Source organism: Acinetobacter sp. NIOH-H-8 (assembly GCF_046635365.1).
GTDB lineage: Bacteria > Pseudomonadota > Gammaproteobacteria > Pseudomonadales > Moraxellaceae > Acinetobacter.
The window spans coordinates 1-430 of record NZ_JBHDVN010000235.1 but is presented as its reverse complement, the minus strand read 5'-3'; the positions used below and the strand labels follow the sequence as shown (position 1 = coordinate 430).

At 46.0% G+C, this 430-nt stretch carries 1 protein-coding gene; it reads right to left on the bottom strand.

Annotation, left to right across the window (positions count from 1 at the left end; genetic code table 11):
• On the bottom strand, positions 1-392 hold a 392-nt coding region (locus ACEWB7_RS17985; protein WP_050191793.1), incomplete at its 3' end, for a DUF350 domain-containing protein.
• Positions 393-430 lie beyond the last annotated feature (38 nt).

Sequence of the window (430 nt, the reverse complement as noted above, 5' to 3'; positions counted from 1 at the left end):
GTCATACAGGCAGCGTTAAAAATACCGCCAGCCAGCGCTGCGGTTCCCATAAATAGCCCCGCCGCCACGTTGTGATGAATAATTTTTTCGCTCAGCGTAGGCATGTATAACCTTACGCAACCATAAATCAGCAGCTGAATCACCAGCGCAATGCCGCCCCAGGCAAAATAGTCCGGGATGCTGACTGAGTTTATCGCCGCGCTGGATAAGGGGATGACATAGCCCAGCAACGTACCACTAAAGGCCAGCGATGCCGCAGTATTGTTATTTTTTATCAACTGCCATTCATTATGCGGCGTTATCTTTGAGTAAATAAAAAGAAATACAATGATCATTGCCGCGCCAATAAAAAAATAGGCGCAGAAAGCCAGTAATGCGTCCAGTATATGCATAATTTCCCTGTATGTGCTTAACCAATAACCGTTAGTGA